The sequence below is a fragment of the Mesorhizobium sp. WSM4311 genome (assembly GCF_002295115.1).
Lineage (GTDB): Bacteria > Pseudomonadota > Alphaproteobacteria > Rhizobiales > Rhizobiaceae > Mesorhizobium.
Map to the genome: position 1 here is coordinate 29,132 of NZ_NSFV01000006.1, position 25,315 is coordinate 54,446.

The window sequence follows — 25,315 nt, forward strand, 5'->3', positions numbered from 1 at the left end:
ACTCACTCAAACGATGCGCAAGCATCCGCGATGATACCGCTAGTCCGCCAGATACGTGTCCGCCCAGTTCGAGACCGCCCAGCGCGGATTGTTGGCAATATTGCCGACCGTGTCTCGCGCGACGCTGATGAAACTCCATTCAGCAACGTTGATCAGCGGCAGGTCGGCGGCCACCTCTTTCTGGAACTCCTTGTAGAGGTCCGTGCGGGCCGTCGTGTCGAGCGTTTCCGAGGCCTTGGCGATCAGCGCGTCGAGAGCGTCGTTCTTGTAGCCGCCCTGGTTGGAGAACGGCACGCCGTCGGGAATGCCGCTCTGGACCAGGATGGTGGTCGAGATCGCCGGGTCGCCACGGAACACCGGCGGGCCGACGGCGAGGTCGAAGGCGTGGTCGGTGTAGACGGCCTTGATATGCGCGGCGGAGTCGTTGTTGACCAGCTGCGCGTCGATGCCGACGGCCGCGAGCGCCTGACGCAGATAGTCGCCGAACTGCTTGGTCTCGTTGAAATAGGGCGCCGGCAAAAGTTTGAGCGAGAAGCGGTTGCCGTCAGCGCCCTTCTTGTAGCCGGCCTCGTCGAGCAGCGCGTTGGCCTTGGCGACGTCGAAGGCATAGGTCGGGACATCGGCGGTGTAGAATTGCGGATCGTTCTTCGGCACCGGGCCGGTGGCGGTCACGGCATAGCCGAGGAATACCGTCTTGACGACGAAGTCCTTGTCGATGGCGTGCGCGATCGCCTGGCGCACTTTCAAATCGGCCAATTCCTTGCGGCGATGGTTGATCTCGACGACGAGCTGGTAGGTCAGCCCCTCATAGCCTTTGGTGATCACCTTCAGGCCGGGCACCTTGGAGATGCGGTCGAGGTCGGCCAGCGGCACGGCGGAGAAGGCGGCGAGCTGGATCTCCTCGGCTTCCAGCGCGCTGGCGGCCGAGGTGCGGTCGGGCAGCACCTGGTAGATGATCTCGTCGAGATAGGGTTCGTCCTTGCCCCAGTAGTCGGTGTTCTTCGTCAGCCGGTAATACTGGCCGGCCTTGTACTCGCCGAACTTGAACGGGCCGGTGCCGATCGGCGCGGTGTTGGCCGGGTTGTCCTCGATCTTGCCGACCTCGTAGATGTGTTTCGGCACGACGCTGCTCAGCGCCGGCAGTGCGTTGCGGATCAGTTGGAACGGCGTCGGCTTGGCGAATTTGAACACCGCGGTGAGATCGTCAGGCGTCTCGACGCTGGCCAGATCCTTGAACACGGTGCGGCCGAGATTCTGCAGCGGTTTCCAGATCTGCAGCGCCGAGAAGGCGACATCGGCCGAGGTGAACGGCTTGCCGTCATGCCATTTGACGCCGTCGCGCAGCTTGAACGTCGCCGACAACCCGTCGGCGGCACCTTCCCAGCTCAGCGCCAGGCGTGGCGCGAGCCCGTCCTTGCCGTCGAAGGAGGCTTCGGCCAGCGTCTCGACGATCTTGCTGGAGATGAAGAAGACGCCGTTGGAGGCGACGATCGCCGGGTTGAGGTTGCGCGGCTCGGAATCGGCGGCGAGCACCAGCCGGCCGCCCTTCTTGGGCGTCTGCGCCCAGCCCAATGTCGGCATGGCCGTGGAGGCCAGCAGCATCGCCGAGCCGGCAAGCATCTTGCGTCTCGAAATCGTGAAACCTGACATGATCGAACTCCGTCCTCTCCGCGACCCGATCGGCGCGACAACACCCCTCGGATGCCGGCGCGTGCATCGACATCCTTGCGAGAGCGATTATGGGCCTTGCCGAGGGTTTCGCCAGAGACGGAATTGGCGCATCCTTGCTTGGCTTTGAAATTTTCGTCCGCTGGACCAGTTCAAGAGAACGGGTTCGATTCGATCTATCTGGTATGACCAGATTTGGCGAATATGCGACAGATGGCGAGTTGGTGACCGTTTGGCTGCGCCGCTGGCGTATTTCTGGCTAGACCAGAGCGGGCAAAATGGTGCAGATTTGATCCACAGCCAGAGGATTGGCAGCGGAACAGCGTCGATCCCAGGCAAATTCAGGGAGAGAGAGATGAACATTGCGCCGGGCAAGAATGCCGTCAGCAATATTCCGTTCGACCAGGCCAGGGTCGACCGGCTGATGGAGGAGGCCGGTATCGATGTGCTGCTCGCGACCTCCAAGCACAACACGCAATATCTGCTGGGCGGCTACAAATTCATCTTCTTCGCAGCCATGGATGCGATCGGCCATAGCCGTTACCTGCCGATCGTCGTGTACGAAAAAGGCGGACCGGATCATGCGGCCTATATCGGCAACCGCATGGAAGGCGGCGAGCATCAGAACAACCCGTTCTGGACACCGACGCTGCATGCCGCTTGCTGGGGCACGCTCGATGCCGCCAACCTAGCCGTCGAACATCTGCAAAAAATCGGCAAGGTTGCTGCGCGCATCGGCATCGAGCCCGGCTTCCTGCCGTCGGACGCCTACGCGCTGATCCGCAAGGCATTGCCGGAAGCGAAGCTGATCGACGCCACCGACATGCTGGAGCGCATGCGCGCCATCAAGACCGATGCGGAGCTGGAGAAGCTGCGCACGGCCTCCGAACTGATCACCGATTCCATGCTGGCAACCATCGCCTGGGCGCGCGAAGGCACGACCAAGGCCGAGATGATCGAACAGCTGCGGCGCGAGGAGACCAATCGCGGCGCGCATTTCGAATATTGCCTGCTGACGCTAGGCTCCAGCCACAACCGCGCCGCCTCGCCGCAGGCATGGAAGAAGGGCGAGGTGCTGTCGATCGATTCCGGCGGCAATTATCACGGCTATATCGGCGACCTCTGCCGCATGGGCATTCTGGGCGAGCCAGATGCCGAACTCGAGGACCTGCTGGCCGAGGTCGAAACCGTGCAGCAGGCGGCGTTCTCCAAGGTGAAAGCCGGCACGCTGGGCGGCGACATGATTTCTCACGCCGAGGGTGTGCTGAAGGCATCGAAGGTTGCGTCCTATACGGATTTCTTCGCCCATGGCATGGGGCTGATCACGCATGAAGCGCCGTTCCTGATGACCAACCACCCGGTGGCCTATGAAGGCACCTATGCGGCAAAGCCGCTGGAAAAGAACATGGTGCTGTCGGTCGAGACGACCATGCTTCATCCGACGCGCGGCTTCATCAAGCTGGAGGACACGCTAGCGGTGACTGACACCGGCTATGTGATGTTCGGCGACCGGGGTCGGGGGTGGAACAGGGGTGGGACCTTTTAAGACCAAGGCCGGCGCCTCTCATCTGCCTGCCGGCACCTTCTTCCCGTAGAACGGGGAGAAGGGAGCAGTCGTCGATGACAGCGTCTTTCTCCCCGTTCTACGGGGAGAAATGTCCGGCAGGACAATGAGGGGCGGCGCCGCCCTATAAAACTTTATCACTGCCCCACGGGAATCAGCCGGAAATCCGGCAGTTCGCGCAACACCAGTTCCGGCCCAGCCGGCGAGTAAACAACGAACAGCTGCATCGGCCCGTCGCCCGTATTCAGCGTCGAATGGAAACGGCTCTCCGGCACATAGATGGTGCAGCCGGGGCCGACCTTCGCGACCACCGGATTGCCCTTCTCGTCCTCGACCATCTGCTCGCCATGGCCGGAGATGACGAAGATGATTTCCTCGGCGCCCGGATGGTTGTGGCGGGTGTGGCCCTTGCCGGAGGGCAGATCGACGACGCCGCCGGAAAAGCGCTCAGCGCCATTCACTTCCGGAGCGACTGTCAGGGCCAGTCGGCCCCAATCGAAGCCGAAGGCGCCGACGTCCTTCGGATAGACAAACAGCTTGCTCTTGTCGGTCATGATCTCATCCCTTCTTTTTCTTTGCGGTCGTTTTGTCGCCGCCAAGCGTCACCGCCTTGAAATCGGCCGTCTGCCGGGCAATCGCGGCTTCCGCCGGCAGCCTCTCCATGGAGCTCGCGCCATAGAAGCCATGCAGGCCCTTGGCGCGAGACAGAATGTAACGGGCATCGTCCGGCATGGAGATCGGCCCGCCATGGCAAAGCAAGATGACGTCCTTGCGCACCGAGCGGGCGGCGTCGGCGATGGCGTCGATCGCGACGACGCAATCGTCGAGCGACTTGGCCGAGGTGGCGCCGATCGAGCCGCCAGTCGTCACGCCCATATGGGCGACGACGATGTCGGCCCCGGCCTTGGTCATGGCGCGCGCCTCGTCCGGGTTGAAGACATAGGGCGTGGTCAAGAGGTCGAGCTTGTGCGCCTCGGCGATCATGTCGACCTCGAGCCCGAAGCCCATGCCGGTCTCCTCGAAACTCTGCCGCATGCTACCGTCGAACAGGCCGATGGTCGGGAAATTCTGCACGCCGGAAAAGCCCATCGTCTTCAGCTCGGCCAGAAGCAGCGGCATGATGACGAACGGGTCGGTGCCGTTGACGCCGGCCAGCACCGGCGTGTGCCTGACCACCGGCAGCACCTCATAGGCCATTTCCTTGACGATTTCGTTGGCATTGCCATAGGCGAGCAGGCCGGCGGCCGAGCCGCGTCCGGCCATGCGGTAGCGGCCGGAATTGTAGATGATGATCAGATCGATACCGCCGGCCTCCTCGGCCTTGGCCGACAGGCCGGTGCCGGCGCCCCCGCCGACAATCGGCACGCCCTTGTCGATCATTCCCCTGAATTTCTTCAGTATGTCCTTGCGCGGTATTGCGGGCATATTCTGGAACCTCAGTGTCTGGCGATTTCGAGAAAGGCCGCGACCGCGGCCCTGGCGAATTCGGGGTCGTTGATGTGCAGCGGCAAGCGCGTGACGCGGCGCGTCGCACTCGGCTTGATCGAGAGCTCGATGGCGTCGAACAGCACGGCGTCGGCCTGCGGATCGAAGAAGGCGCCGCCCTCGATGTCGAGCGCCGAGACGCCTTTCTCCGGGATGAGGAAACGCACCGGCCCCTCGCAGAGGGCGAGCCTGCCGCCGATCCACTCGCCGATCTTGCGACACTCGTCGGCAGTGGTGCGCATCAGCGTGACGTTGGGATTGTGCTCGTAGAACAGCCGTCCGCGATAGCGTTCCGGAATGGTCGAGGGCGCCCAGAAATTGACCATGTCGAGCGCGCCGACCGAGCCGACATAGGGCAGGCCGGTGCGGGCGATCGCGCCGAAGCGGTCTTCCGTCGCCGGCAAGACGCCGCCGAACAACAGGTCGCAGACCTCTGTCGTGGTGATGTCGATGACACCGGACAGCAGGCCGCTGTCGGCCAGCTTTTCCATGCTGCGGCCGCCGGTGCCGGTGGCGTGGAAGACCATGCAATCATACGCGGAGCGAAGCTGGTCGGCGATGGCGCTGACGCAAGGCGTGGTGACGCCGAACATGGTCAACCCTATCGACGGCCTGCCATCGGGCGGCGGCGCCGGCCTTGCCGCCATGCCCGCTATCGCCTGGGCGGCATTGTGCAGCACGACGCGGGAGAGCCGGTTCAGCCCGGCCATGTCGGTCACCGACGGCATCATGATGATGTCGGAGACATCGACATAGGGAGCCGTGTCGCCCGAGGCGAGCGTCGAGACCATGATTTTCGGCAGGCCGAGCGGCAGCGCGCGCATGCCCGCTGTGATGATCGACGTGCCGCCGCCGCCGCCAATGCCGATCATGGCGGCGATGTCGTTTCGCGACTGGACGAAGCGGGTGAAGGCGACGCCCATGCTGGCTACCGCGGCGCCACGATCATCGCCGCCGAGCACGGCGTCACTGCCGCCGGGGTGGTGGCCGGCAATGTCGTTCGCGCTGATGTCGACGGGTATTGTTGCGTCGCGCGTTCCGACATCGACGCGGGAAACGGCGGCACCCGTTGCAGCGATCGCATCGGCCAGGAAGGCGAGTTCCTCGCCCTTGGTGTCGGCGGTGCCCACCACATAGATGCGCTTCATTGCGTTCCCCAATCCAGGCAGGCGCGATGCGTCTGCCGCTCATTGCCCGGCCGTTCGACGATGCGAAGGTCATTGCAAATTTTTGAGACGCGCGTATCGTATTGATATGGATGTCTCACGTCAACAATCCACGGCGAGCGACGACGCCGAGCGGGGAAGCGGCCCAGCGCTGGAGCGAGGACCGCGCGCGCGTACGAAACGGCTGATGCTCGAGACAGCGACAAGACTGATGCAGGCGGGCGTCACGCCGTCGGTCAGCGAGGTTGCGGAGGCGGCCGAGGTTTCCCGCGCCACCGCCTATCGTTATTTTCCGAGCCAGGCCGCACTGGTGCAGGCCGTCGTCGACGAGGGGCTGGGGCCAATCCTCACCTGGCAATCGACCTCCGCCGATGCCGAGCGCCGGGTCATCGAATTGTTCGACACCGCCATGCCGCGCATCGAGGCGTTCGAAGCCACATTCAAGGCGGCATTGAAGCTGTCGCTCGATCAATGGGCGCGGCGCCAGGCCGGCACGCTGGGCGGCGAGCCACCCTTCACCCGTGGCCATCGCATGGACCTGCTGGAGGATGCGCTTGCGCCACTGAGGGGCGAGCTGCCGCCGCGCGAATTCGAGCGCCTGGCGCAGGCGCTGTCGCTGATTTTCGGCGTCGAACTGCTGATTGTGCTGAAGGACATCTGGGGCCTGGACAGCGGCAAGGCCCTGGCCGTCGCCCGGTGGGCGGCCTCAGCGCTGGTGCGCCAGGCGCGACTCCGGACGCCATCCTGACCAGTGGTGGTGGCGGCGTGAGTTGGGCATGGAGGAGGGTTGGACGAAGGCGGATGCAGGATATGAGACTTCTCCCGACGCGGACCGGATTGGGGGGGCGTCGAGGGCAATCCGGGGCGGTCGCCGCGGTAGCTCGGAGCGAATCTGGTTCGACCAGATTTGAAGGTCGGCGATTTCAGTGATTTTGGGGATTGGCGTTTTGCGAAGGGGATGAAGGTGGAGAATTGCCAAAAATGAAGGAAATACCCACATATAGCGGACGTGTTCAGCTTATTTTGGTGACGGCGAATTTCAAGAAAGCGCTTGACGAGCATCTTAAATTGGTAATACCAGATTAGGAAAGAAAAGGCGGATCGGGAATGACAGCCGCAGTCCATTTCGGCAGGGCGAGGAGGATCACACGGATGGCGCGTGTTCCGTCCGCACGAGGTGGCGCATCGTGACGCAGACGTCGCCTCGCGCCAGTGCCGGCAAAGGGATTGCGCTGCGCCTCGATGGGCTCAGCAAAGCCTATGGATCCGTGCGCGCCATCAACGACCTGAGCTTCGCCGTCGACGAAGGCCGCTTCTTCGTACTCTTCGGGCCGAGCTCGGTTGGCAAGACAACGACGCTGCGCACTATCGCCGGCCTCGTCCAGGCCGACTCCGGCAGGCTTGAGATCGGCGGCCGCGACATGACCCATGCGCCGATCGCCGGCCGCGGCATCTCGATGGTCTTCCAGTCTTTCGCGCTTTACCCCCACCTCACGGTCTACGACAATCTCGCCTATCCGCTGCGCGAGGAGAAAGCCGCGCGCGCCGAGATCGACAAGCGGGTGAAAGAGACCGCCGAGATCCTGAAGCTGACACACCGCCTGAAGGCCAAGCCGGCAACCCTGTCCGGCGGAGAGCAGCAGCGCGTCGCGCTCGGCCGCTCCCTGATCCGCCGGCCAAAGATTCTTCTCCTCGATGAGCCGCTCACCAATCTCGACGCCAAGCTTCGGCACGAGACGCGCGCCGAGCTGAAGCGGCTGCACCGCCAGTTCGGGATGACCGTGATCTATGCCACGCCCGACGAGCTCGAGGCTCTTTCGATGGGCGAGACGATCGCCGTCATGCGCGATGGCGGCATCGTCCAGATCGGCACGCCGGACGAGCTTTACGAGCACCCGATCCATACCTATGTCGCCAGCAAGATCGGCTCGCCGCACATGAATCTGTTCACGGCCTCGGTGCGCGCCGACACCAGGTCTTTCGACACGCCGCTCGGGACTCTGGTTCCGGCGACGGCGCCAAAGACTGCCGATGCCGGCGAGGCCGCGCTGATCGGCATTCGCCCGAGCGACATTCGGCTCGCCGCCAAGGGCGAAGCCGGGGTTGCCTCGAAGGTGCATCTGGTCGAACCGCTCGGCGACATCACGATCGTCTCGGTCGAGGCCGGGGGCGAGATGTTGCGCATGGTGCTGCCGGAAGCGATCGCCGCCAGCATCAGGACCGGCGATTCGGCATCGATCGCCATCGATAACAGGAAAATCCACGTCTTCCGCGCCGTGAGCGGCCAGGCAATGACCTGACGCGAACGGCGAGAAGCAATCCGGTTAACCAAGGGAGGAAACGCGAATGACGGCGATGACCAAAGTGAAAGGGCTAGCGACAGCCGCAAGCTTCGCTGCCACGCTACTGGTGGGAGGCGTGACCTATGCCTCTGCCGAAGAAGTGACGTTGACGATGGCGGTGCCGGATTGGCCCCCGACCCGCATTATGAAGAAGTTCTTCGACGAGCAGTACAAGCCCAAGTCTGGCAATACCGTGAAGCTCGATGTCGACTTCATTCCGTGGCCGGATTTCTACACCCGCGTCAACGCCTCGTTGACCTCGGGCGAAAAGAAGTACAACTTCATCGTGTCGGACTCGCAGTGGTTGGGCGCCTTCGTTGAAGGCGGCTACTTCCGCAAGATCAACGATCTCATTGATGCCGACCCGGAACTCAAGGCGGCGATGGAGTCGATGCATCCCGCCGTGCTCAACGCCTACTCGACCTATCCCAACAGCACGCCGAACTACTACGGCTTCCCGCAGTTCCCGGACGTGCTGGTCACCTACGGCCGCAAGGACGTGCTCTGCAACGACGACGAGCAGGCCGCCTTCAAGGCGAAGTACAATGAGAAGCTGCCCTGCACCGGCGAAGAAATCGACGCCATGGACTGGAACACGTTCGAGCATGTTGGCGAATTCTTCCAGCGCAAGAAGGGCGACAAGCTCGCCGGCCAGGTGCTGGATGACGATTTCTACGGCATCGCCTATCAGGCAGGCAAAGGCTACGACTTCTCGACGAGCTCGGTCCACACGTTCGTCTGGCAGCATGGCGGCGGCATCTGGGATGAAACCAAGGCCCCGACCGGACATGCCGAAGGCGTCGTAAACTCCCCGAAGTCCATCGAGGGCATGGAGCATTTCCTCAAATTGCTGAAGTACATGCCGCCGGTGGTCAAGACGGGCACCATGGACATCTTCGTCTCGGACCAGTTGTTCCGTGAAGGCAAGGTGGCCATGAACATCGACTGGATCGGTCTCGGCGAAGCCTCGCTCGATCCCAAGACGTCGAAGGTTGCCGACAAGCTGGTGTTCGGATTGGCGCCAGGCCTGCGCGGCCCCGACGGAAAGGTGAATCGTACGTCACAGATCGGCGGACAGCCTTTCGTCCTCACCACCTGGACGACGCCTGAGCAAATCAAGGAAGCGGTGGGCTTCGTGAAGTGGTGGCTCTCGCCCGATATCCAGCACCAGTTCGCCGCCGCCGGCGGCCAGTCCGCGATCAAGTCGGTCTACAGCGATCCGAAATACGTGACCTATCGTCCGTGGGACCGCGCCTGGGCGAACTCGCTCGACTGGCAGAAGGACATGTGGCACGTGCCGCAGTTCTTCGAACTGCTCACCCAGCAGCAGGACCAGTACGACCTAGCCATCACTGGCAAGCAGGACGCCAAGACCACCCTGGATAACATCGCCAAGTTCCAGGAGGACCTCCTGAAGAACGCTGGCCTTATCCAGTAACCTTCCGACATAGCTGCGGGGAGCGGGCAAAGCCGCTCCCCATCATTGCCACGCCAGGCGCTCCATATTTCGGACTCCCATGACCGCTGTTTCAAGCACGCTGCTGACACCACGCCTTACCGCGGTTGTTGCCCACAACTGGAAACTCGCCATCGCTGTCGCTGTCGTCGTGTCGGCCATATCAATGGCGGGCTTGCCGGCGGCTGTCTCCTTCTGGGTGGTGGGCGCCGCGGCGGCGTTGGTCGCGGCCGCATTTACCGTCAACGCGTATCGCCGCCACTACTTCGGCGCCCTGCTGGTCGCTCCGGCAATCGCCGTTCTGTTTGTGATGAATATCTTCCCCCTGCTGTGGTCGCTGGGCCTTTCGTTCTTCGCCTACCAGGCAAACCAGCAGACGATCCGCTTCGTCGGACTCGGGAACTACGTCCGGATCCTTACCAACGATCTCGCTGCTCACGCGACCTGGGGCGCGCTGATCAATACCGCCATGTTCGTCGTGTTCACCGTCTCCGCGCAGATGATCGTCGGCTTTCTGCTGGCCATCCTGTTCGCCAAGCAATTTCCGCTGCGCAAGTATTTGTTGATCCTGGTGCTGACACCGATGATGCTTTCGGTTGTCGCCTCTGGCGTGTTCTTCACCTACTACTATGACCCGACATTCGGGATTCTCAGCTACGTCATCAATTCCATCTCCGGCAACCAGTTCATCCTGATGAGCAACAAAGTCGGTGCCGTGGCGGGAATCGTTTTCGCCGACGCATGGATGTGGTCGCCCTTCGTCATGCTCCTTGTGCTGGCGGGCCTCGTCTCGGTGCCGAAATACCTTTACGAGGCCGCTGCCATCGACCGTATTTCCAGCTGGCGGCAATTCTGGATGATCACCTTCCCCTACATCCGCGGCCTTCTGATGTTGGCCCTTCTCTTCCGCACCATCGAGGCATTCAAGCTGGCGGATCTCGTCATCCTCCTCACCAAGGGCGGCAACGACACACTGACGATCTCCTATCACTTGATCCGCATCGCCAACGAGCAGAACAAGACGAGTGAGGGCGCGGCGATCTCCTATCTGATGCTGTTCATGGTGATCGTTCTCACCAACCTCTACCTGTACCTCGCAAACCGCCGTACGAAGGGAGCCTGACCCGTGGCCGAATCGATATTGGGAAAGCTCGGCTTCGGCAGGGCCAGCGGAGTAGACAAGGCCGGCTGGGGGCGGACGCTCGGCGTGGCCATCGTCGCCTTTATCTATTTTCTGCCGGTGCTGTTCATCATATTCACCGCCTTCAAACCGCAGGGCGACGCGCTCCTGGTGCCTCCAACGCTGTCGCCCACGTCGCTGTTCGGCTTGATTCCGGACCATTTTGTGTTCAAGCCCACGCTCGAAAATTTTGGGTCCGTCTTTTCCCGCTCGATGACGCCGGACGGTGCCCCGGAAGCGACAGGATTCGACCGTTATTTCTTCAACTCGATCTTCATCGCCTCGGCGTCGGTGCTGCTGGCGCTGGTCATCGGCACCCTGGCGGCCTTCGGCTTCTCGCGCTATCCGCTGAAAGGCAATGACACCTACCTGTTCATCATCCTGACCACGCGGATGCTGCCGGCGATTGTGGTGATCATTCCGGTGATCCTGATGTTCCGCGTAGTGGGCCTGTCGGGCTCGTATCTCGGCATCATCATGCTCTACACCGCCTTCAACCTGGCCTTCACCATCTGGATGATGAAGAGCTTCTTCGATGAATTGTCGCCAGACGTCGAGGATGCCGCCCGCATCGACGGATCGTCCGGAATGCGGGTGTTCTTCAAGATTTGCCTGCCCCAGGTCATTGCCGGGCTCGCCGCCACGTTCGTGTTCGGCCTGATCCTCACCTGGAACGAGTTCCTCTTCGCCCTGTTGCTCTCGGGGCCCGACACGAGAACGGTCCCGGTCGCCATGAACCAGGCCGTGTCGTCGGGTGGACGCGGCACCGACTGGACTTTGCTTGCCGCCATCGAAACCCTGTTCCTCGTCCCAGTCTTCCTGGTCACCTTCTTCTTGCAAAACCATCTGTTGCGCGGCGTTACCTTCGGCACCGTGAAGCGCTGAGATGTCAACCATCGAACTCCGCAAAGTCACCAAGCGTTTCGGCTCTTTCACCGCAGTCAAGGACGTTGACCTGTCGGTGGCCGCCGGTGAGGTCGTCTGCCTTCTCGGCCCGTCCGGATGTGGCAAGACGACGACCCTGCGCGTCATCGCCGGGCTGGAAAGCGTCACTGACGGCGAGGTCGTCATCGCCGGCAAGGTGATGAACAACCTGCCGCCCGAAAAGCGCGACATCGCCATGGTGTTCCAGTTCTACGCGCTCTACCCGTCGGCATCGGTCGGCGAGAACATCGCCTTCCCGCTCTATCATGACGGCATTTCCAGGGCTGAGCGGACTGCCCGCGTCAACCGCGTCGCCGCGATCCTCCACTTGGAGCACGTTCTCGACCGGCTGCCGAACCAGATATCCGAGGGCGAAAAGCAGCGCGCCGCCATGGCCCGCGCCATCGTCCGCGACCCCAATTGCTTCCTCTTCGACGAGCCCTTGTCGCGTCTCGATGTCGAACTGCGCCAGAGCATGCGTGGCCAGATCAAGGAAGTGCTGCAGGGCCTCTCCAAAGCGACCGTGATCGTGACCCATGACCAGCTCGAAGCGCTCACCATGGCCGACCGCATCGCCATCATGAAGGACGGCCTGATCGAGCAAGTCGGCTCACCGCACGAGGTTTTTGCCAAGCCCGCCAATGCTTTCGTGGCGAGCTTCATCGGCACGCCGCAGATGAATCTTCTCGAGGCCGACCTCAAGACCTTCGCCGATGGCACGGCGGAGATGGCCGTGGCCGGCATTAATCTGGCGATCCGCACGGACGCGGCGGTCGGGCGCCTGCAGCCCGGCAGGGTGACGATCGGTGTCCGCCCCCGCGCCTTCACCGCGACCGATACGGGGGACCGTGGCACCATCTCCGCCCGGGCCGAGCTCATCGAGCCCATGGGCGCCGAAACCCTTATTCATGCCCGCACGGCGGCAGGCGCCGACATCCGCGTCGTGGTGACGAGAAGCCAGCGGGTCAAGGTCGGCGAGGCGCTGAATCTACGCCCCGATCCCAGGCAAACCCATGTCTTCGATGGCGCTGGAAAGGCGGTGCGGTCATGAGCGACAGTTCTTCCGGCATGAGCCGCGCCGGCGCGTTCTGCCTCGAGGTCTTCATCATTGGCCTCGGCGTCATGGCGCTGATGCTGATCTTCCAACCCTTTTCCATCGGCCTGTACGCGGTCGGCAGCGGTCTCGTGGTGCTTGCCGGACTCATCAACAACCTGCTGCCGTTGGCCCAGCCGGGCGTCAAGGTGCGCAGTGTGGTGACCGTAGCGCTGGTCGTGGCGCTGGTGTTCTGCATTGCGCTGCTGGTTTCGATCACGGCGGCGCATCTCTACGGCGTCTTCTTCCTCAATCCACCGGACCCCAACACTCTCGCCGGCAAGGCGCAGCTCGCCACGCCGCCTTTCTACAAGCAGGCTTTCGTGTGGGAAATCGCCGCCGCGGCGGTGATTCTCGCGCTGGTCGTCACCGCTCTCAACAAGACAGCGCGATGATCAGCAGCTGACGCTATCCGGCAGGTCGCGCTCGCGCCGGTCCGCGCCGGTCGGTGTGCGTCGCCCTCTCAACTCTCACGCCGTCATCCTCCGGCTTGACCGGAGGACCCGATGCCGAGATCAAGGACCGAGTCGACCGCGCGGCCCGTACGCTGCGGATCGAACATCTGCTTGACCGCAAGACCGATCGCCTGTCCGGTGGCGAGATGCAGCGGGTCTCGATCGGCCGCGCCATCGTGCGCAAGCCGCGCGTGTTCCTGATGGACGAACCGCTGTCGGCACTCGACGCCAAGCTGGGCGAGGCGCTGCGCACGGAACTGAAGAACCTGCAGATACAGCTCGGCGCCACCTTCCTGTTCGTTACCCATGACCAGATCGAGGCGATGTCGATGGGCGACAAGGTCGGCGTCTTGAACCACGGCCGCATCGTCCAGACCGGCACCCCGCACGAGATCTACAACAATCCGCGCGACACTTATGTGGCGAGCTTTGTCGGCTCGCCGCCGATGACCCTCATCGAGGGCAAGCTGGTAAACGGCCGCGCGGTGATGGCGCCGTTGAAGTTCGAACTGCCATTTTCAGGGGGCCAAGGCGAGTGGAGCGACCGACGGTCGCCCGCTCGTCTTCGGCATCCGTCCGGAAGACGTCTATCTCGAGAGCGGCGTTCCGGTCGAAGCGCGCGTCCATGATGTCGAGAACCATGGCGTCGAAAAGATCCTGACGCTGCGCGTCGGCGATACGACGCTGCGCGCCACGGTGCCGGCAAAGACCGATGTCGCTATCGAGCAGCCCGTGCGCTTTGCCTGGAACCCGGACAAGGTGGTGCTTGTCGACAAGGGCAGTGGCGTCAGCTTGCGTCACGCCGGATAGAGCGTCCGGTTACTTCGCCAGGTAGGTCTCGTAGGGCGTCTCGTTGATCAGCAAGATCACGCACGCCGGCAAACCCGCCGACGCAACCGGCTACCGGTAAGGCAATCCGGAATCGCTTCACGCCGAGCGTCCGTCGAAGTCGAAGATCGACAAGGTGGATGGGTCGACATCGGCGACGCAGTTGAGGTTGATATAGGCGCTGCGCTCAGTGCCTTCACGGACGTCCTCCGCGAAAGGGTGGATGCCGCAGGCGCGGCAGAAGCGGTGCGCCATGGCGTGGTTGCCGAATGTATAGGTGCCAAGGTCATCGCCCCAGGCCAGGACCGTCAGGCTCTCATGCGGGATGGCGCATAAGAGCGCGCCCTTGCGCGAGCAGATCGAACAATTGCACCTGATGGCGCCGGTCAGTTCCGCCTTGAATTCGAAGGCGATCTTGCCGCAATGACAGCTGCCTTTGTAGAGCATCAGTATCTTCCTATCGCTGGCAGGTGCAAAGGTATGCGGGCGGGTCATCCCTTTCGCAGGCCCAACCGGCTGCCTGCCTTAAAGACGTTGCATCCTGACGGAGTCCGACATCGACATGCAATCCATCCGCGACCGTCTCGAAATCATCCTGTCACGTCTTGCCAATCGTGCGGCCGACGAAAAGGTCTTCACCAAGCTCTATATCGACGCCGCGCGGGCGGCGGCTGATGCCAGCGACGCCCGTAGCCGAGCCGGCGTGACCCTCGGACCGCTCGACGGCACGATCGTCTCGGTCAAGGATCTGTTCGATGTCGCCGGCGAGGCGACCACGGCCGGCTCGCTGATGCGAAAGACCGCTGCGCCCGCCGCGCGCGACGCCGCCATCGTCAGCCGGCTTCGGCAAGCCGGTGCGGTCATCATCGGCAAGACCAACATGACCGAATTCGCCTTCACGGCGATTGGCGACAACATGCACTACGGCACGCCAGGCAATGCCGTCGATGCCAGCCGTATTCCCGGTGGTTCGTCCTCAGGCGCCGGCGTTTCCGTCGGCGAGGGGACGAGCGATATCTCCATCGGTTACGATACCGGCGGCTCGATCCGCATTCCGGCGGCGCTCAATGGTGTGGTTGGTTTCAAGCCGACGGCGCGGCGGGTGCCGCTGACCGGCGCCTTTCCGCTGTCCGGCACCCTGGACTCGATCGGGCCGCTTGCCCCAACCGTTGCGCAATGTGCCGCCGCGGACGCGGTGATGGCCGGCGAGGTGCCGACCGAACTGGCGGCCGTATCGCTCGCGGGACTTCGGGTCGGTGTGCCGCGCGGCGTTCTTTTTGGCGACACCGAAGGTGAAGTTGCCGCGGCGTTCGAGCATTGCCTCGGCAAGATCGAACAGGCCGGCGCGCGCATGGCCGATCTGGTGATCGACGACATGATCGCGGAATTCAGGACCGCCACCAAGCGGGGCTCGATCGCTGCCATGGAAGGGGCCGAAGTGCATGCCGACTGGTTGGCGACAGGGGCGTCGGTGCCGGTCGATCCGCATGTCAGCGGGCCTTTGTCGCGGGCGGCGATGCTGCCGGCGCCGGTCTATATCAGGGCGTTGCGCCGCCGCGCCGCGCTTATCGCTGCCATGGATGAGCGATTGGCCTCGGTGGATGTGCTGGCCTTGCCGACCACGCCGTTGATGGCGCCGACCATCGTTTCCATGGCCAAGGATGCCGAGTTGCGCGACCGCATCGAAGGCCTGCTGCTGCGCAACACGCAGGTCGCCAACCAGTTCGATCTCTGCGCGATCTCGCTGCCCATGCCCGACATGGCGCTACCGGCTGGGCTGATGCTGGTTGCGCGCAACGGCCATGACCGGCGTCTGCTGCGGATAGCCGCCGAAGTGGAGAGGCTGCTTGGCGGCTGACCGGTCGTGAATCTCAGTTGCGGATCAGGGCGATGAACAATGCTTGCGTTCGCTGTCCTTGGCGGTGCGCACGATGCGCGTCGCGACCAGCCATGGCCGGCTGTAATCCTTGCCGGTGATGGTCTGGGTGCGGTGCTCGATCGAACCCCTGACGACGATCTTCCCGTTGTAAAGCACGTCGGACTGATCCGTTATCGCCTTGTCGGCCTGCGGCAATCCGCTGGCGTCGATCGACACACCCTTGATGATGTTGCCGGTGGCAAGGTCGAGAGCGCTGTTCGACGGGCAGGGCGCCTTGAAGCAGCGCAACCCATTGTCGCAATAGACATAGCTGCTCTGAGCCGCGGCGAATGCCGGCAGGGCGCCGATGGGCGAGGCTGCGGCAATCAGGAATGCGAGGCGAAGACCGGACATGGCCGCACCGTCGCGGAGAATTGGGGCGAAACCGCGATTGCTATAGGTCGAGCGGAAAACGCCGCCGGTAGTGATCGGCCGCTTCCGGATTGCGCAGATTGAACGGCAGCTTGCCGTCTAGCACCAGCAACGCTTCGCCCGCCGCGCCGATGCCCATGCGCATCATCGATTCCTCGGTAATGCCTGCCATATGCGGGGTGATGATGACGTTGTCGAAGCCGAAATAGGGATGATTGGACGGCAGCGGCTGCGTCGAAAACACGTCGAGTGCCGCACCGCCGATGCGGCGCTCCCGCAGGGCCTCGATCAGGGCGTCGTCATCGACGACCGGCCCACGCGAAACGTTGATCAAAAGCGCATTGGGTTTCATGCGGGCGATGCGCTCGCGGCTGATCAGACCGCGCGTCTCCGGCGTCAGCGGACAGCAGAGCACGATGATGTCGCTTTGCTCGACCAGCGCGTCGATCGACAGGAAGCCGACTTTCTCGGGCGCCGGCTGCATGCTGCGCGTCGTTGCCACCACCTTGAGGTCGAAACCGTGCGCAGCGATATGGCCGACGGCCTGGCCGACGGCGCCGAGGCCGACAATGCCGATGGTCTTGCCGGCGAGCTCGATGTTGGCGTTGGCATGCTCGCGCCCGGCGAGCCAGCCCTTGGCGCGCAGGTCGCGGTCGACCCTGCGGAATTGCCGCAGCAGCGCAAGTGCGGCAAACATGACGTGTTCCGCAACCGAACGGGCATTGACCGCCGGCACATTGGCCACCAGCACGCCGGCGGCGGTCGCCGCCTCCATAGGGATCATGTCGAGCCCGGCGCCATGGCGGATGGCTGCCCTCAGCCTCCAGGCGCCCTCGAACAGCGCCGGCGGCAGCGGCGCGCGTACGATGACGATATCGGCGTCCTTGGCCTCCCGGGTCAAGGTGGCGGGATCGAGGGCCGATGCGATGACGAGCTGGCCGGCGCCGGCGAGCTTGGCCGAGGCGCGCGGGTGCAGCGGATGGGTCGACAGGATCTTCGGCAAGGTCTGGGCCATTCTCAGGCCTTTTCGAGCGTCGGGCTCGCGGGCGCAGCCGCCATGCCGCCCTCGATCAGGCCCTTCCAGTAGCTCTCCGCCCCTTGCAGGTGGGCGCTCATCAGCGCCTGGGCGAGATTGCCGTCGCGGCGCAGCAGCGCCTCGTAGATCTGCACATGCTCGGCATGCGAACGCACGCTTCGTTCGGGGTCATTGAAGTAGATCGGCAGGCGCTGTTCGCCCATCAGATAGTAGACGCTGCAGATGTTGTGGAAGACGCTGTTCTTGGTGGCGCGCACGATCTCGAGGTGGAATTCGCGGTCCTCCTTGGCCAGACCTTCGCCGGCGGCGATGCGTTCCTCGGAAGCCTTGAGGATCTCGCGCAGCCGCTCGAAATTCTCCTCGGTGGCGCGCGAGCAGGCAAGCTCGGCGGCCTTGATCTCGTGGATCTTGCGCAACTCGACCGTCTCGTAAATCTGCAAGGGATCGAGCGGCAGGCCTGCGCGCGCGAACAGCGCCAGCGCCTCGACGCTCGCCTGCTTGGTGTCGATGTAGATGCCGGATTTGGCGCGCCGCTCGACGATGCGCATGGCTTCGAGGATGGCCAGCGCCTCGCGGATCTGGCCGCGGCTGACGGCGAAATGCTCCGCCAGTTCACGTTCGGATGGGGTGCGGCCGCTCTCCTTGTCCGAGTGGGAGAACAGATAGGCTGCGAGTTCCGCGAGAAGGTTCTTTTCTTTCATCGTCAATTGCGTTGCGCGTGCGCCTCCAGGAATCGCTCAGAAACGGTGAATCCCAATCCGGGCTTTTCCGGGATCGCTATCATACCGTCCTGTGCTTCGACAGTCTCTTCGATCAGATCGTGGATCATCGGGTTGGCGCCGAGCGAATATTCGACGGTGAAACTCGACGGCGAGGCGGCGCAGACATGCAGCCCGGCGAAGAAACAGGGCGCGCCGGCCCACAGATGCGGCGCAAAGCGCAGATTGAAGGCGCTGGCGATGGTGCCGATCTTCATCGCCTCGCTGATGCCGCCGCAAAAGGCGGGATCGGGCTGGAAGATGTCGGCGGCCTTGAGCACGGCAAGGTCGCGGAAGGCATAGCGCGTCGCCTCGCTTTCGCCAGTGGCGATCGGCACGGCGCCGGAGGCACGCACTTCCGCCATGCCCGGCTTGTCGTCGGCGATCACCGGTTCCTCGAACCAGGCGAGGTCGAGGTCGTTGACGAGGTGGATGAAGCGCTTGGCCTCCGCCACCGTATAGGTGCCGTGGGCGTCGACCATCAGCTCGACATCGGGGCCGAGCGCCCGGCGCGCGGCGCGGACGCGGGCCGCCGAGACGTGGGCGGCGCCATCCATGGCGCCGACCCGCATCTTCAGCGCCTTGAAGCCGCCCCGGGCGATGTAGGATTTCAACTGTTCACCGATAGCATCGGCGGACGCCCAGCCGCCCGAGGCATAGGCCTGCATGCGGTCGATCTTGCGGCCGCCGAGCAGCCGCCAGACCGGCTGGCCGAGCGACTTGCCGAGGATATCCCAAAGCGCGATGTCGACGGCGCTGATGGCGGCGATGCTCACGCCGCGCCGCGCCAGTTGCGGCATGGCGTGGCCGGCGCGGGCGGCACTGTCGTGGCGCACGCCATTGTAGAGCATTTCCCAGATGATGCCGATGTCGGCCGGATGGCGGCCGATCAGCTGCGGCCCGACCTCCTGGTTCAGCATATGGACGAGGGCGCCGTAGCTGCCGGCGCTGCCGGCTGCGTTCTTGCCTTCGCCCCAGCCGACCAGTCCGTCATCGGTTTCGATGCGCAGGATGGCGGCGTCGAAGGTCGTCACCTGGCCGAAGTCGCTGCGGTGCTGCCGAGCGGCTTCGATCGGGATGCGGACCCACCAGGCTTGGACGGTCTTGATGCGCATGTCTTTCCCCAGCCCCGCCGCCGGTCAGGGCGAAAGGGCAAATTTCCCAACAGTCGTCGACTACTTGATCAGCGGCAGCAGCGTTTCGGCGGTGATGCGCATCTGGTCGGTGTAGAATTTCTCGGTCAGCACGCTGGAGCCGTGGTCCTGGATGAACTTCAGCTGCTCAGGCGAGATATCGACCGGGTGGCGCTCGACCATTTCGGGATAGGGTGCCGCCGGCGTGCGGTCGACCGGGGCGACGAATTCATTGGTCAGCGCGCCGTCGTAGCCGACTTCCTTCAAGGTGGCGACGATCTTCGCCCAATCGATCTGGCCGAGGCCGGCTGCGAAGCGGTTGTTGTCGGCGACATGGAAGTCGAACAAGCGCTTTCCGACCTTACGGATGGCGTCGTAGACGTTAAATTCCTCCATATGGATGTGGTAGGCGTCGAGGCATACGCCGCATTCGGGGCTGACCGCGTCGGCTAGCGCCAGCGCCTGGGCGCCGCGATTGAACAGGTAGGTCTCGAAGCGGTTGAGCGGCTCGACGGCGATCTTGACGCCGACCTTCTTGGCATGGGTGAAGCATTCGCGGGTCGCGTCGACCACCCATTTCCATTCCTCTTCCTCGGTGCCGTCCGGCACGACCTTGCCGACCGTCGCGGGGACGAGCGTGATGATCTCGCCATCGAGCTCGCTGACCATGGTCAGCACGTCCTTGACGTACTGCACGGAGCGCTCGCGCTGGCCCTGGTTCTTGGCGGCAAGGTTGCGTTCGCCCAGCATCAAGGTCACCGCGCCCCAGCAGCGAATGCCATGCTCCTTCAACAGCGCCCGCGTCTCCTTGGTCTTGTACTGCTCGGGCTCGCCGGAAATCTCGATCGACTCATAGCCGAACTTCTTGATGCGCTTGAGCGTCGTCTCCAATGGTTCCGCCCGCATCCAGTTGTGCGTCGAAAGATGCATGGTCTGTCCTTCCCAAATTCGTCCGTATCGTTTGCCTTCGGCATGCGTCGCCGAAAGACGGCGCAAGGGTTCCTCCCCAAGGCATCCCCAGCCTTTTCCTGCAAACTGGTTCGACCAATTGGGCCTTAAGCGAGGTCTACAGCAAATTGCCTGGAACGGCAAGAAGCGTGGAGGCGCAACTCGCCGCGTGAATTATTACATTGATTATATTGTGATATATGCCAATGCTTCGGGCATCCGATTGGCTCGGCCGATGCATTGTCAGGCTTGACCAAATTCCCCTATTTGGTAATACCAGAATGGCAGTGCCTGCAAAGCGCCCGATGCAAAAAGACCAAAATGGCTGGCCCTGCTTCCAATCGGCGCTATGCTTGGTCGCGACACAATGAGGGAGGATGCCGATGCCGACGACAATGAAGGGCCCTGGACTGTTTCTGGCGCAGTTCGCGGGTGACGCAGCGCCGTTCAATTCGCTGGCCGCGATCACCAAATGGGCCGCCGGTCTCGGCTATAAGGGCGTGCAGATCCCGACCTGGGACGCGCGCCTGTTCGACCTCGAGAAAGCGGCGTCTTCCAAGGCCTATTGCGACGAGGTGAAGGGTATTTGCGCCGATGCCGGCGTCGAGATCACCGAATTGTCGACGCATCTGCAGGGACAGTTGGTGGCGGTGCATCCTGCCTATGACGCGCAGTTCGACGGCTTTGCGCCGGCTTCGGTCCACAACAATCCCAAGGCGCGGCAGAAATGGGCGGTCGAACAGATGAAGTTCGGCGCCAAAGCCTCGAAGAATCTCGGCCTCAAGGCTTCGGTGTCCTTCTCCGGCGCGCTGGCCTTTCCCTACCTCTACCCCTGGCCGCAGCGGCCGGCCGGTCTGATCGAGGAGGCCTTCGCCGAACTCGGCAAGCGCTGGAAGCCGATCCTCGACGTCTATGAGGACAATGGCGTCGATGTCGGCTACGAAATCCATCCCGGCGAGGACGTGTTCGACGGTGCCACCTTCGAGATGTTCCTCGACGCGGTCGGTGGCCACAAGCGCTGCAACATCAACTACGACCCGTCGCACTTCCTGCTGCAGCAGCTCGACTATCTCGAATTCATCGACATCTACCACGAGCGCATAAAGGCCTTCCACGTCAAGGACGCCGAGTTCAACCCGACCGGCCGGCAAGGCGTCTATTCCGGCTATCAGAGCTGGACCAACCGCGCAGGACGCTTCCGCTCGCTCGGCGACGGGCAGGTGGATTTCGGCGGCATCTTCTCCAAGCTGACGCAGTACAATTATGATTCCTGGGCGGTGCTGGAATGGGAGTGCTGCCTGAAGCACCCCGAGGACGGAGCGGCCGAAGGGGCGCCTTTCATCCAGCACCACATCATCCGCGTGACGGAGAAGGCATTCGACGACTTCGCCGGTGGCGCGACGGACAAGAAAGTGCTGCGCGCGATGATGGGAATTTGAAGCGACTTGCTCCCCCCGCGAGGGGGGCATCCAAGACACGAGGGAGAAAACATGGTCGGCGCATCGAAATCGGAAACGGGAGGCGGCCCGATCCGCTATGGTATGATCGGCGGCGGGCAAGGCGCCTTCATCGGCGCGGTGCACCGCATCGCGGCGCGCCTGGACAATGAGTTCGTGCTGGTGGCTGGTGCGCTGTCGGCGAACCCCGAGCGCGCCAAGGCTTCGGCCGCCGAACTCGGGCTCGATCCGGACCGCAGCTACGCTTCCTATGCCGAGATGGCCAAGGCCGAGGCCAAGCGCCCCGACGGCATCGAGGCGGTGGCCATCGTCACGCCCAACAATGTCCATGTGCCGGCGGCCAAGGCCTTCCTCGAGGCCGGCATCCACGTGATCTGCGACAAGCCGCTGGCGACGACACTGGCCGAGGCGAAAAAGCTCGCCGCGGTGGTCGAGAAGACCGGCAAGGTGTTCGTGCTTACCCACAACTACACCGCCTATCCAATGGTGCGGCAGGCACGCGAAATGGTGGCCAAGGGTATCCTTGGCGACATCCGCATCGTGCAGTCGGAATATCCGCAGGACTGGCTGACCGAGGATCTCGCCGCCACCGGCCAGAAGCAGGCCTCATGGCGCGGCGATCCCAAGCAGGCGGGCGCCGGCGGCGCGCTGGGCGACATCGGCACCCATGCCTACAATCTCGCCCGCTTCGTCTCCGGGCTGGAGCTGGATTCGCTGTCGGCCGATCTCGATGCGTTCGTGCCGGGGCGGCTGCTCGACGACAATGTCAACGTCATGCTGCGCTTCAAGTCCACCGGCAAGACGCATCCGGCCAAGGGCATGATTTGGGCCAGCCAGGTGGCGCCGGGCCACGAGAACGGGCTGAAGCTGCGCATCTATGGCTCGAAGGGCGGGCTGGAATGGGTGCAGGCCGATCCGAACTACCTCTGGTACACGCCGTTCGGCCAGCCCAAGCAGTTGATCACCCGCAACGGCGCCGGCGCGCTGCCGGTGGCGGGCCGTGTGAGCCGCGTACCGTCAGGCCATCCCGAGGGCTACCTCGAAGGCTTCGCCAATATCTATCAGGAGGCTGCACGCGCCATCCGCGCGGCGCGCAAGAAGGGTGGCAAGCCGGCCAAGGACGTCGTCTTCCCGACCATCCAGGATGGCGTCGAAGGCATGGCCTTCATCGAGGCCTGCGTGAAATCGTCGAAGAAGAATGGGGCGTGGACGAAGCTCTAAAACAAGAATGATCCGGGGGGATCGAACGGGGGAGGGCTGTCGATGAAAATCGGCATGTGCATGTTCTTGTGGACGACCAGCGTCTCGAAAAAACACGAGCCGCTGCTTCGCGACATCAAGGCGACAGGCTTTGACGGTGTCGAGATACCGATTTTCGCCGGTACGCCTGACGACTACAAAAAGCTCGGCGACCTGCTCGATCGCATCGGGCTGGAGCGCACCGCGGTCTCGGCGATGGGCGATCCGGCAATGAACCTGATTTCGCCGGATGCGGCAACGCGCAAGGCCGGTATCGCTTACATGAAATGGGCTGTTGATTGCGCCGACGCGCTCGGCGCCAGGACGCTCAGCGGGCCGCTGCACTCGACGCTCGGCGCCTTTTCCGGCAGAGGGCCGACACCCGCCGAGAAGAACCGTTCCATCGCCTCGCAGCGCGCCATCGGCGACCATGCCGGCACGCGGAACGTGACCATCGGGCTGGAGGCGCTGAACCGCTTCGAATGTTATCTTTTCAACACGATGGCGGATCTGTCGGAGCACATCGATGCCGTCGGCCGACCGCATATCAAGGCGATGTACGACACCTTTCATGCCAATATCGAGGAGGCCGACCCGATCGGCGCCTATACGAAGCATCGCAGGAATGTCGTGCACATCCACATATCGGAGAACGATCGCGGCGTGCCGGGGCGCGGTAACATCCCGTGGAAAGAGACGTTCGCGGCGATCCGCAAGAGCGGCTATGACGACTGGCTGACGATCGAGGCCTTCGGACGGTCGCTGAAGGATCTGGCGGCGGCGACAAAGGTGTGGCGCGATTTTTCCGAAACGCCGGAAGCAGTTTATCGCGAGGGCTATAAGCATATCAGGAATGGGTGGAGGAAAGCCGCTTAGAACCACGAAGGCGCTTTGAGCCGCTGTCGATCCTGGAGCCGAGGGCATCACCCCTGCTCGGCCTGGAGTCTGTTGTAGTCGTGAATCGTCCGGCTCAGCCGGCGGCGCAGGAAGTTCGAGATGTTGTCGAAGATGAAGACGACCAGCAGGATCAGCAGCACCATGTAGAAGACGTTGGCCCAGTTGGAGTTGGTGCGCATCGCTTCCCACAATTTCAGGCCGATGCCGCCGGCGCCGACGGCGCCGATGATGGTGGCACCGCGGGTGTTGGACTCCCACTGGTAGAGCGTCTGGCTGATGAAGACCGGGATGACTTCAGGCATCACGCCGTAGCGCTGCACCAGAAGGCCGTTGGCGCCGGTCGACAACACACCTTCGCGCGGCTTGTCGTCGATGTTCTCAAGCGCCTCGGAGTAGGTTTTGCCGAGCGTGCCGATCTCGGTGAAGAAGATCGCGGCACTGCCCGCAAGCGGGCCGGGGCCGAACGCACGGGTGAAGAACAGTGCCCAGATCAGCATGTCGACCGAGCGCATGAAGTCGAAGAAGCGTTTCAGGACCTGGCTGAGGACGCCGCTCGGCGTGATGTTGCGGGCGGCGAAGAAGGCGAGCGGGAAGGCGACGATGCCGCCAAGCAGCGTGCCCAGGAACGCCATGACGATGGTCTGCAGCAGCTTCGTCCAAACGTCGCCATGCTGCCACTGGGCGTTGTTCCAGATGTTGTCGCCTGCCAGCGTCAGGTTCGACGTGCCCGGCTTCAGTTCGGGCCCGGACACGATCAGCGAGATCACCTCTCCCGTTGATTTGCCGAAGAAGGGCGAGCGCGTATCGAAGACGAAATTCGCCCAGCCGAGGAAGCGCTTGCGCACCTTGACGCGGTCGACGGTGACGCGCACCTCGCCGACGAAGCCCATCTTGGCAACCACCTCGTCGTCGTGCGCGGTGATCCAGTCCGGCATCGGGCCTGATATCACCGGCTTGCCGCTTGTCAGCGAAACCGGCACGGTCTGGCCGTTGGCCACGATCGTTGCCTGCGCCTTGTCGAAGGTGACGGATTTCGCCGGACCATCGATCAGCACGGTGAAGGTGCCGTCTCGATTCCTGATCACCCAGTCGGGGTTGGGGTTCTCGCCAAGCGCGGAAAAGCGCGGGTATTTTGGCGTGATCTCAGGCTGGTCGAGGCGGAATTCCGGTTGCAGGTCGTAGCTGATCCATTGTGTCAGGAACAGCGGCAGACGTTCCCAGTGCGATTCCCGCAGCACTTGCGGCAGGCTGAAGAACCACAGGACATAGACCAGATAGGTCAGGATGCCGATGAACAGGAACAGCGGAGCGAAGCGTTTGTACAGCGGCCGCCGGAACACTTGCGGATATCGCTCCTCGATCGACAATATCTCCTCGGCGGTCATTGTCGCCATGG

Annotated in this window: 24 protein-coding genes and 1 pseudogene; 14 read left to right on the top strand and 11 right to left on the bottom strand. The window is 63.2% G+C overall.

Annotated features, from left to right (window positions below; all coding sequences use genetic code 11):
• Positions 1 to 39 precede the first annotated feature (39 nt).
• Positions 40 to 1,650 (bottom strand): ABC transporter substrate-binding protein, encoded by a 1,611-nt coding sequence (locus CK226_RS17130; RefSeq protein WP_095792551.1) that lies wholly within the window; start codon positions 1,648 to 1,650, stop codon positions 40 to 42.
• Positions 1,651 to 1,739: 89 nt separating this feature from the next.
• On the opposite strand from CK226_RS17130, the gene CK226_RS34440 reads away from it, so the two are divergent.
• Both CK226_RS34440 and CK226_RS17135 read left to right on the top strand, forming a co-directional pair.
• Complete coding sequence (locus CK226_RS34440; protein WP_142887708.1) at positions 1,740 to 1,931, top strand: hypothetical protein; 192 nt, start codon at positions 1,740 to 1,742, stop codon at positions 1,929 to 1,931.
• Between the two features lie 92 nt (positions 1,932 to 2,023).
• Positions 2,024 to 3,214 (top strand): Xaa-Pro peptidase family protein, encoded by a 1,191-nt coding sequence (locus CK226_RS17135; protein ID WP_095772397.1) that lies wholly within the window; start codon positions 2,024 to 2,026, stop codon positions 3,212 to 3,214.
• Between the two features lie 155 nt (positions 3,215 to 3,369).
• Here the strand turns inward: CK226_RS17135 and CK226_RS17140 are convergent, their stop codons facing one another.
• From CK226_RS17140 to CK226_RS17150, 3 genes are read right to left on the bottom strand one after another with little or no spacing between them, the layout of a single operon-like run.
• Entirely contained in the window at positions 3,370 to 3,786 is a 417-nt protein-coding gene (locus CK226_RS17140; protein WP_095792552.1) for a cupin domain-containing protein, read from the bottom strand.
• Between the two features lie 4 nt (positions 3,787 to 3,790).
• Positions 3,791 to 4,657, bottom strand: a complete 867-nt coding sequence (locus tag CK226_RS17145; RefSeq protein ID WP_095792553.1) for a phosphoenolpyruvate hydrolase family protein — start codon at positions 4,655 to 4,657, stop codon at positions 3,791 to 3,793.
• A gap of 11 nt (positions 4,658 to 4,668) precedes the next feature.
• Positions 4,669 to 5,865 (bottom strand): Tm-1-like ATP-binding domain-containing protein, encoded by a 1,197-nt coding sequence (locus CK226_RS17150; protein WP_095792554.1) that lies wholly within the window; start codon positions 5,863 to 5,865, stop codon positions 4,669 to 4,671.
• 106 nt (positions 5,866 to 5,971) lie between these two features.
• On the opposite strand from CK226_RS17150, the gene CK226_RS17155 reads away from it, so the two are divergent.
• The 8 genes and pseudogenes from CK226_RS17155 to CK226_RS17190 form a co-directional block, all read left to right on the top strand.
• Positions 5,972 to 6,631, top strand: coding sequence for a TetR/AcrR family transcriptional regulator (locus CK226_RS17155; RefSeq protein WP_095792555.1), 660 nt, complete (start codon positions 5,972 to 5,974; stop codon positions 6,629 to 6,631).
• 439 nt (positions 6,632 to 7,070) lie between these two features.
• Positions 7,071 to 8,183 carry an ABC transporter ATP-binding protein gene (locus tag CK226_RS17160; RefSeq protein WP_095792556.1) on the top strand — a complete coding sequence of 371 codons (1,113 nt, stop codon included), beginning with the start codon at positions 7,071 to 7,073 and terminating at the stop codon, positions 8,181 to 8,183.
• A 46-nt stretch (positions 8,184 to 8,229) separates the two neighbouring features.
• A complete protein-coding gene (locus tag CK226_RS17165) occupies positions 8,230 to 9,663 on the top strand; it encodes an ABC transporter substrate-binding protein (protein ID WP_095772403.1) in 1,434 nt (477 codons plus the stop codon).
• A 184-nt stretch (positions 9,664 to 9,847) separates the two neighbouring features.
• A complete protein-coding gene (locus CK226_RS17170; protein ID WP_244604648.1) occupies positions 9,848 to 10,804 on the top strand; it encodes a sugar ABC transporter permease in 957 nt (318 codons plus the stop codon).
• Between the two features lie 3 nt (positions 10,805 to 10,807).
• The gene (locus tag CK226_RS17175; protein WP_095792557.1) at positions 10,808 to 11,746 is read left to right on the top strand and encodes a carbohydrate ABC transporter permease; all 939 of its coding nucleotides are present in this window, start codon (positions 10,808 to 10,810) and stop codon (positions 11,744 to 11,746) included.
• 1 nt (position 11,747) lies between these two features.
• Positions 11,748 to 12,836: an ABC transporter ATP-binding protein gene (locus CK226_RS17180; RefSeq protein WP_095792558.1), complete on the top strand. Its 1,089-nt coding sequence runs from the start codon at positions 11,748 to 11,750 to the stop codon at positions 12,834 to 12,836.
• Entirely contained in the window at positions 12,833 to 13,273 is a 441-nt protein-coding gene (locus CK226_RS17185; protein ID WP_095792559.1) for a hypothetical protein, read from the top strand. Before CK226_RS17180 ends, CK226_RS17185 begins: the two co-directional genes overlap by 4 nt.
• Before the next feature lie 116 nt (positions 13,274 to 13,389).
• Positions 13,390 to 14,143: pseudogene (locus CK226_RS17190) on the top strand (ABC transporter ATP-binding protein); the annotation flags it as partial.
• Between the two features lie 117 nt (positions 14,144 to 14,260).
• On the opposite strand, the gene CK226_RS17195 reads toward CK226_RS17190, so the two are convergent.
• Entirely contained in the window at positions 14,261 to 14,608 is a 348-nt protein-coding gene (locus CK226_RS17195; protein ID WP_095792560.1) for a GFA family protein, read from the bottom strand.
• 115 nt (positions 14,609 to 14,723) lie between these two features.
• On the opposite strand from CK226_RS17195, the gene CK226_RS17200 reads away from it, so the two are divergent.
• Positions 14,724 to 16,019: an amidase gene (locus CK226_RS17200; protein WP_095792561.1), complete on the top strand. Its 1,296-nt coding sequence runs from the start codon at positions 14,724 to 14,726 to the stop codon at positions 16,017 to 16,019.
• Positions 16,020 to 16,043: 24 nt separating this feature from the next.
• Here the strand turns inward: CK226_RS17200 and CK226_RS17205 are convergent, their stop codons facing one another.
• Genes CK226_RS17205 through CK226_RS17225 form a run of 5 tightly spaced genes read right to left on the bottom strand, consistent with a single transcriptional unit; the run spans position 16,044 to position 20,308 of the window.
• Positions 16,044 to 16,433 (bottom strand): hypothetical protein, encoded by a 390-nt coding sequence (locus CK226_RS17205; RefSeq protein WP_095772409.1) that lies wholly within the window; start codon positions 16,431 to 16,433, stop codon positions 16,044 to 16,046.
• Positions 16,434 to 16,473: 40 nt separating this feature from the next.
• Positions 16,474 to 17,466, bottom strand: a complete 993-nt coding sequence (locus CK226_RS17210) for a hydroxyacid dehydrogenase (RefSeq protein ID WP_179296404.1) — start codon at positions 17,464 to 17,466, stop codon at positions 16,474 to 16,476.
• A gap of 2 nt (positions 17,467 to 17,468) precedes the next feature.
• Positions 17,469 to 18,188, bottom strand: a complete 720-nt coding sequence (locus tag CK226_RS17215; RefSeq protein WP_095772410.1) for a FadR/GntR family transcriptional regulator — start codon at positions 18,186 to 18,188, stop codon at positions 17,469 to 17,471.
• 2 nt (positions 18,189 to 18,190) lie between these two features.
• The gene (locus tag CK226_RS17220; protein ID WP_095792562.1) at positions 18,191 to 19,360 is read right to left on the bottom strand and encodes a mandelate racemase/muconate lactonizing enzyme family protein; all 1,170 of its coding nucleotides are present in this window, start codon (positions 19,358 to 19,360) and stop codon (positions 18,191 to 18,193) included.
• Positions 19,361 to 19,420: 60 nt separating this feature from the next.
• On the bottom strand, positions 19,421 to 20,308 hold the full coding sequence (locus tag CK226_RS17225) for a sugar phosphate isomerase/epimerase (protein ID WP_095792563.1): 888 nt from the start codon (positions 20,306 to 20,308) through the stop codon (positions 19,421 to 19,423).
• A 401-nt stretch (positions 20,309 to 20,709) separates the two neighbouring features.
• Between CK226_RS17225 and CK226_RS17230 the strand changes: the two genes are divergently transcribed.
• From CK226_RS17230 to CK226_RS17240, 3 genes are read left to right on the top strand one after another with little or no spacing between them, the layout of a single operon-like run.
• On the top strand, positions 20,710 to 21,765 hold the full coding sequence (locus CK226_RS17230) for a sugar phosphate isomerase/epimerase (RefSeq protein ID WP_095772715.1): 1,056 nt from the start codon (positions 20,710 to 20,712) through the stop codon (positions 21,763 to 21,765).
• Positions 21,766 to 21,816: 51 nt separating this feature from the next.
• Positions 21,817 to 23,004 carry a Gfo/Idh/MocA family oxidoreductase gene (locus tag CK226_RS17235; RefSeq protein ID WP_095772412.1) on the top strand — a complete coding sequence of 396 codons (1,188 nt, stop codon included), beginning with the start codon at positions 21,817 to 21,819 and terminating at the stop codon, positions 23,002 to 23,004.
• A 42-nt stretch (positions 23,005 to 23,046) separates the two neighbouring features.
• On the top strand, positions 23,047 to 23,898 hold the full coding sequence (locus CK226_RS17240; RefSeq protein ID WP_095772413.1) for a sugar phosphate isomerase/epimerase: 852 nt from the start codon (positions 23,047 to 23,049) through the stop codon (positions 23,896 to 23,898).
• Between the two features lie 47 nt (positions 23,899 to 23,945).
• On the opposite strand, the gene phnE is transcribed toward CK226_RS17240, so the two are convergent.
• Complete coding sequence (gene phnE / locus CK226_RS17245; protein WP_095792564.1) at positions 23,946 to 25,313, bottom strand: phosphonate ABC transporter, permease protein PhnE; 1,368 nt, start codon at positions 25,311 to 25,313, stop codon at positions 23,946 to 23,948.
• Between the last annotated feature and the right edge of the window lie 2 nt (positions 25,314 to 25,315).

What these genes read in the sequence shown, in the direction of transcription:
- CK226_RS17225 (WP_095792563.1), bottom strand. Translation starts at nt 20,308, where the DNA reads ATGCATCTTTCGACGCACAACTGGATGCGGGCGGAACCATTGGAGACG.
- CK226_RS17205 (WP_095772409.1), bottom strand. Translation starts at nt 16,433, where the DNA reads ATGTCCGGTCTTCGCCTCGCATTCCTGATTGCCGCAGCCTCGCCCATC.
- CK226_RS17165 (WP_095772403.1), top strand. Translation starts at nt 8,230, where the DNA reads ATGACGGCGATGACCAAAGTGAAAGGGCTAGCGACAGCCGCAAGCTTC.
- CK226_RS17180 (WP_095792558.1), top strand. Translation starts at nt 11,748, where the DNA reads ATGTCAACCATCGAACTCCGCAAAGTCACCAAGCGTTTCGGCTCTTTC.
- CK226_RS17130 (WP_095792551.1), bottom strand. Translation starts at nt 1,650, where the DNA reads ATGTCAGGTTTCACGATTTCGAGACGCAAGATGCTTGCCGGCTCGGCG.
- CK226_RS17145 (WP_095792553.1), bottom strand. Translation starts at nt 4,657, where the DNA reads ATGCCCGCAATACCGCGCAAGGACATACTGAAGAAATTCAGGGGAATG.
- CK226_RS17170 (WP_244604648.1), top strand. Translation starts at nt 9,848, where the DNA reads ATGGCGGGCTTGCCGGCGGCTGTCTCCTTCTGGGTGGTGGGCGCCGCG.
- CK226_RS17185 (WP_095792559.1), top strand. Translation starts at nt 12,833, where the DNA reads ATGAGCGACAGTTCTTCCGGCATGAGCCGCGCCGGCGCGTTCTGCCTC.
- CK226_RS17135 (WP_095772397.1), top strand. Translation starts at nt 2,024, where the DNA reads ATGAACATTGCGCCGGGCAAGAATGCCGTCAGCAATATTCCGTTCGAC.
- CK226_RS17200 (WP_095792561.1), top strand. Translation starts at nt 14,724, where the DNA reads ATGCAATCCATCCGCGACCGTCTCGAAATCATCCTGTCACGTCTTGCC.
- CK226_RS17210 (WP_179296404.1), bottom strand. Translation starts at nt 17,466, where the DNA reads ATGGCCCAGACCTTGCCGAAGATCCTGTCGACCCATCCGCTGCACCCG.
- CK226_RS34440 (WP_142887708.1), top strand. Translation starts at nt 1,740, where the DNA reads ATGGGCCTTGCCGAGGGTTTCGCCAGAGACGGAATTGGCGCATCCTTG.
- CK226_RS17235 (WP_095772412.1), top strand. Translation starts at nt 21,817, where the DNA reads ATGGTCGGCGCATCGAAATCGGAAACGGGAGGCGGCCCGATCCGCTAT.
- CK226_RS17240 (WP_095772413.1), top strand. Translation starts at nt 23,047, where the DNA reads ATGAAAATCGGCATGTGCATGTTCTTGTGGACGACCAGCGTCTCGAAA.
- CK226_RS17230 (WP_095772715.1), top strand. Translation starts at nt 20,710, where the DNA reads ATGCCGACGACAATGAAGGGCCCTGGACTGTTTCTGGCGCAGTTCGCG.
- CK226_RS17220 (WP_095792562.1), bottom strand. Translation starts at nt 19,360, where the DNA reads ATGCGCATCAAGACCGTCCAAGCCTGGTGGGTCCGCATCCCGATCGAA.
- CK226_RS17150 (WP_095792554.1), bottom strand. Translation starts at nt 5,865, where the DNA reads ATGAAGCGCATCTATGTGGTGGGCACCGCCGACACCAAGGGCGAGGAA.
- phnE (WP_095792564.1), bottom strand. Translation starts at nt 25,313, where the DNA reads ATGGCGACAATGACCGCCGAGGAGATATTGTCGATCGAGGAGCGATAT.
- CK226_RS17195 (WP_095792560.1), bottom strand. Translation starts at nt 14,608, where the DNA reads ATGCTCTACAAAGGCAGCTGTCATTGCGGCAAGATCGCCTTCGAATTC.
- CK226_RS17155 (WP_095792555.1), top strand. Translation starts at nt 5,972, where the DNA reads ATGGATGTCTCACGTCAACAATCCACGGCGAGCGACGACGCCGAGCGG.
- CK226_RS17140 (WP_095792552.1), bottom strand. Translation starts at nt 3,786, where the DNA reads ATGACCGACAAGAGCAAGCTGTTTGTCTATCCGAAGGACGTCGGCGCC.
- CK226_RS17215 (WP_095772410.1), bottom strand. Translation starts at nt 18,188, where the DNA reads ATGAAAGAAAAGAACCTTCTCGCGGAACTCGCAGCCTATCTGTTCTCC.